General features: G+C 73.3%; 3 protein-coding genes and 1 pseudogene. 2 read left to right on the forward strand and 2 right to left on the reverse strand.

The features are described 5' to 3' along the window. Positions 1–264 (forward strand): annotated as a pseudogene (locus KN815_RS51180) (transposase); the annotation flags it as partial. A gap of 77 nt (positions 265–341) precedes the next feature. Here KN815_RS51180 and KN815_RS43195 read toward each other — a convergent pair. Next, complete coding sequence (locus KN815_RS43195) at positions 342–1,103, reverse strand: phosphoglyceromutase (protein ID WP_216347226.1); 762 nt, start codon at positions 1,101–1,103, stop codon at positions 342–344. A gap of 163 nt (positions 1,104–1,266) precedes the next feature. On the opposite strand from KN815_RS43195, the gene KN815_RS43200 reads away from it, so the two are divergent. Beyond that, positions 1,267–2,748, forward strand: a complete 1,482-nt coding sequence (locus KN815_RS43200; protein ID WP_216347227.1) for an MDR family MFS transporter — start codon at positions 1,267–1,269, stop codon at positions 2,746–2,748. 188 nt (positions 2,749–2,936) lie between these two features. Here KN815_RS43200 and KN815_RS43205 read toward each other — a convergent pair whose 3' ends face one another. Further along, on the reverse strand, positions 2,937–5,063 hold the full coding sequence (locus KN815_RS43205) for a M48 family metallopeptidase (RefSeq protein WP_216347228.1): 2,127 nt from the start codon (positions 5,061–5,063) through the stop codon (positions 2,937–2,939). Positions 5,064–5,362: the final 299 nt, after the last annotated feature.

Here is a 5,362-nt window from a genome sequence, read left to right on the forward strand (position 1 = left end):
TGCCGAACGGCCGGGGCACCGAGCTGGTCCGCGACACCCTGGTCGAGACAGTCCAGACGCTGCCGGCCCACCTGAAGCGGTCCCTGACCTGGGACCAGGGCAGCGAAATGGGACGCCACCGCGAGTTCACCGTCGCGACCGACATCCCGGTCTACTTGCCGCGAGCACCTCGACGCCGTCGCCGCCGAACTCAACGGCCGCCCACGCAAAACGCTCGGCTGGGAAACCCCAGCCGAGCGCCTGCATAAACTGCTCGCGGCCTGATCAACACGACCACGTGTTGCAACGACCCCTAGAAAACCGCCGAGAAGGGTGCGGGTAGGGGGCTTGTTCGGGTGGGGTTACTTCTTCTTGCCCTGGTTCTTTACCGCCTCGATGGCGGCCTTCGCGGCATCCGGGTCGAGGTAGGTGCCGCCCGGGTTGACGGGGCGGAAGTCGGTGTCGAGGTCGTAGGAGAGCGGGATGCCGGTGGGGATGTTGAGGCCCGCGATGTCGGCGTCGGAGATGCCGTCGAGGTGCTTGACCAGGGCGCGGAGGGAGTTGCCGTGGGCGGCGACCAGGACGGTGCGGCCGGTGAGGAGGTCCGGGACGATGCTGTCGTACCAGTACGGCAGCATGCGCTGGACGACGTCCTTGAGGCACTCGGTGCGGGGGCGCAGCTCCGGCGGGATGGTCGCGTAGCGCGGGTCGTCGCTCTGGGACCACTCGGCGCCGTCCTCGAGCGGGGGCGGCGGGGTGTCGTACGAGCGGCGCCACAGCATGAACTGCTCCTCGCCGAACTCGGCGAGGGTCTGGGCCTTGTCCTTGCCCTGGAGCGCGCCGTAGTGGCGCTCGTTGAGGCGCCAGGAGCGGCGGACCGGGATCCAGAGGCGGTCGGCGGCCTCGAGGGCGAGCTGGGCGGTGCGGATGGCGCGCTTCTGGAGGGACGTGTGGACCACGTCGGGGAGCAGGCCGGCGTCCGTCAGCAGCTCACCGCCGCGGACGGCCTCCTTCTCGCCCTTCTCGTTCAGATTGACGTCCACCCAGCCGGTGAACAGGTTCTTCGCGTTCCACTCGCTCTCGCCATGGCGGAGGAGGATCAGCTTGTACGGTGCGTCGGCCATGCCGCCGAGCCTACTGGACCGGTCCGAGGGGGTCGGTTGACGGACCCCGTCAATTCGCTGGCGGCGCGGGGGCGGCATCGGTAAGTTGCGGCTGCTGGTTGTGCCGCTTACAGATGCCGCTTACGGATGCGACTTGTTGTCGCGCACAGGGGGGAGTCGTCCGGTGTCCGTCGCTCGACTGAAACAGGCCGCGAAGGAGAGCGTCTCGGGGTTGCCCCGGGAGTTCTGGTGGCTGTGGACCTCCACCCTGGTCAACCGGCTGGGCGGGTTCGTGGCCACCTTTCTCGCCATGTACCTGACCGTAGACCGGGGCTATTCGCCGATGTTCGCCGGGCTGGTCGGGGCGCTGCACGGGCTGGGCGGAGCGGTGTCGGCCGTGGTCTCCGGGGTGCTGACCGACCGGCTGGGGCGGCGGCCCACGCTGCTGGTCTCGCAGGTGTCGACGGCGGTCACGGTCGCCGTGCTGGGCTTCGTCCAGGATCCGGTCGCCATCGCCGTCGTGACCTGTCTGGTGGGCATGACCAGCAACGCGTCGCGGCCCGCGGTGCAGGCGATGATCGCCGACATCGTCCGTCCCGAGGACCGGGTGCGGGCCTTCGCGCTCAACTACTGGGCCATCAACCTCGGCTTCGCCGTCTCCGCGGCGGCGGCCGGGCTGATCGCGAGCCATGGCTATCTCACGCTCTTCCTGGGCGACGCCGGGATGACGCTGCTGTGCGCGGTCATCGTCTTCGCCAAGGTGCCGGAGTCCCGTCCGGAGCGGGGTGTCGCCCCCACCGGGGGTACGGGTGTGGCAGTGGAGGAGCCGGAGGCCGGGCTGGGCTCGGTGCTGCGGGACCGGCGGTTCATGGCCGTGGTCGGGCTGTCCTATCTGGTCGCGACCCTCATCCAGCAGGCGTTCGTGGCGCTGCCCGTGGCGATGGGGGCGGAGGGGCTGTCCAGCACGGACTACGGCATCGCGATCGCGACCAACGGCGCGCTGATCGTGGCCGTACAGATCCCGGTGACGCGGTTTCTCGAACACCGCGATCCGGCGCCGCTGCTGATCGCCTCCGCGCTGCTGACCGGAGGGGGCTTCGGGCTGACCGCCTTCGCCGGGTCGGTCGGGATGTACACGGTGGCCGTGACCGTCTGGACCCTCGGCGAGATCATCAACTCCCCCACGCAGATGGGGCTCGTGGCCCGGCTCTCCCCGACCCATGCGCGCGGCCGCTACCAGGGGATGTACACCCTGTCGTGGTCCCTCGCCTCGCTCACCGCGCCGCTGGTGGGTGGCGCGGTCATGGACCGCTTCGGGGCGGACGCGCTGTGGGCGAGCAGCGCCGTGGTGGGGCTCGTGGCGGCCGGTGGGTACGCGGCGCTGGGGCGTGCGATGCGGAGTCGGCCCGAGGCCGGCGGATCTGGCGGCGAGGGTTCTGGGAGCGGGGTGGGTGTGGGTGATGGCGCGGGTGCCGAGGTAGGCGCGGGTGCCGAGATGGGCTCGGGTGCCGAGATGGGCTCGGGTGCCGAGGTAGGCGCGGGCACCGAGGGCGAGATCGGTGCCGGAGACGGGGCGGGTGCGGTCGGTGCGGCTGCCGGTGGCAGGGCGGCCGGGGCCTCCGAAGGCGGGGCGCGCGCCGTCGGCGCGGGGCCGGTGGCGGGATAGGGACTGCCTGACGTGCCGGGGCGCGTGGTCGGGGCGGGGGGCTGGCGCCCCCTCCCCTGGGGCGGGGCTGCGGTCGGGGCGGGGGGCTGCTCCACCGGTGGCAGCACAAGCGGTCGGTGCCGCCTCCGGGGGGCGTCCGGGCCGGGGTGGGCGAGGGGGGCTGTGGTTAGGGGCGCGGTCCGCTGCGCTTACGGCGCGGACCTGGGGATGACCGGCTCGATGTGGATGGGCGGGGGCAGTGGGGGCTGGTAGGTCGGGATCGTCGGCCGGTCCGGGAAAGTGGGCCGCTGGTAGGTCGGGTACGGAGCCGGGTCCGTTCCGGTGCCGCCACCCGGCTGGTAGCGGTCGTTCCACCGGGTCACCGGGATCCGGGGGTAGCTCGGCTCGTCCTTGTGCGCCCACAGCGCGAACGTCAACCCCGTCATCCCCACCAGCACGGTGAGCGCCACCGCCCCCACGCCGATGATGCGCCGGCGCGCGGGGCCGGTGACCTCGGGCGCGATGCTGATCCGCCGCGCCTTCTCCCCCGGCATCGGCCCAGCCGCCGTGCCCCCGGCCGGGCCGGGCAGGGGTGCGCGTTCGTCCACGCCCAGGGCGGCCAGGTGCAGCCCGAGCCGCTGGGTCTGGCCGGGCAGCCGTACGGCGGTGTCGGCCCAGGTGCGGATGGTTTCGGGGGCGATGCCGTCGGGCGGTACGAGGATGCTGGGGCCGGTCCAGTTCATGGCCCAGTAGGCGGTCCCCCGCGCGACCAGTTGCGCTCCGATCAGCACGGCCAGGGCGTCGGCCAGGGCGCTGAGCGGATCGTCGCGTTCGGTCTGCTCGGAGTGGGGCGTCCGCTCACCGTGCGACAGACGGGAGTCCAGACGGGAGTCCAGACGGGAGTTGAGGGCGCGGGCGAGGGGCATACGGCGGCCGCTGTCCAACAGCCGCAGCACCCGTTGGATGGTGAGCGCCGCGTCCGGCTGGGCGGCGGGCCCCGCTTCCGGCTCCGCGAGCCGCTCTGCTTCCGGCCCCCCGATCGGCTCCGTTTCCGGCGCCGTGACCGGCCCCGCCCTCAGGCGTCCCACCCCCTCGGCCGCCTCGACCCCGCGCACCGCCTCGGCCAGCGGGGTCAGGACGCGCGTCGCGCGGTATTCGGCCAGTTCGGTGAGCCAGTCCCGCCACGGCACCCGCTTACCCGCGTCCGGGCCGGACAGCATCACGCGGCCCAGCGCGACCGCGTACCGCGACCGTAGCGAGAGGGGGTCCGGGGTCAGGGGGTCCGGGGCCAAGGCGTCCGGGGCCAAGGCGTCCGGGGCCAAGGCGTCCGGAGTCCAGGGGTCGGCGGGCAGGCGCGCCAGCCGTTCCAGGCGGGTGGCCAGCGCCGGATGCGCGTCTTCGGGGTCGGCGGGCCGCTCTACGGCGCGGGCGCGTAACGCGGCCAGCGGCTCCCGTACTTCGGGCGCCTCGACCATATGGGCGAAGGCGCGGAACGGATCGTCGGGGATCCGGCCCGTCGCCCGGCGCATCGGGGCGAGGAAGTCCGCGAAGAACTCCTGCCACGCCGCCTCCAGCGCCGCCGTCGAGCGCAGCGCGTCGGCCATGGCGCCCGGACCGGCCACCCGGGCGGCCTCGCGATCGGCCTCCAGCTCCTGCCGTCGCCGGACCGGGCGGGTGAGCCAGCGGAAGACGCGGGTGTAGAGGCCGAGCAGCAGCAGGGGCCAGCCCGCGTACAGCCGCACCAGGTGATTGGCCGCCGACGCCTCCTGGATCGCCTGCCGGGCGGCGACCAGCCCCGCCGCGCCCCGGTGGGCGACCGCGCCGAAGCGGCTGTGGCGGCGGGAGAAGTGGCCCAGCTCATGGGCGAGGACGGCGCGCAGTTCGGCGGGCGGCAGACAGGCCAGCAGGGGCATTCCGAGGTAGAGGACGCGTTGGCCGGGGGCGAGCCCGAGGAGCGGTGCGTCCTCGGTGACGGAGGCGTTGACCTCGGCGGTCAGCCGGATACGGGCGGGCGGCCGGGTGCCGACGGCGACCGCCAGCTCCTCGACCGTGCGCCATAGTTCCGGCGCCCCGCGCCAGGTCACCGGCACCGCGTCCTCGCGCGATACGGCGGGGCGTGCGGTGCGGATCACCGCCCACACCATGCCGAAGACGATCGGGGCGAACGCCGCGCAGGCGGTGACGACGCTCATGGGCGGCGTCTGGACCCCCGGTTCTCCGGCGGCCCATAAGGCCGCCACGAGGAAGGCGCACCAGAGCAGCACCATGGCCGCGACCAGGGCGTAGAAGACGGCGAGGAGGGCGAGGGCGAGGAGGGCGCGGGCCGCGGCGATCATCGGCCCTCCCGGTTGCCGTCGTGGGCGCCGTGCCGGAAGCCGTTCCGGGCATCAGGCCGCAAGCAGTCCCCTGCCTCAGGCCGCACGCCGTTCCCTGCCTCAGACCGCAAGCCATCCCACGCCTCAGGCCGCACGCCGTTCCCTGCCTCAGGCCGGAAGCCATCCCGCGCCTCAGGCCGAAAGCTATCCCACGCCTCAGGCCCCACGCCGTTCCCTGCCTCAGACCGCAAGCCATCCCACGCCTCAGGCCGAAAGCTATCCCGCGCCTCGGGCCGAAAGCCCTCCGACAGCCACTCCGC

This window comes from Streptomyces niphimycinicus, assembly GCF_018883605.1.
Lineage (GTDB): Bacteria > Actinomycetota > Actinomycetes > Streptomycetales > Streptomycetaceae > Streptomyces > Streptomyces niphimycinicus.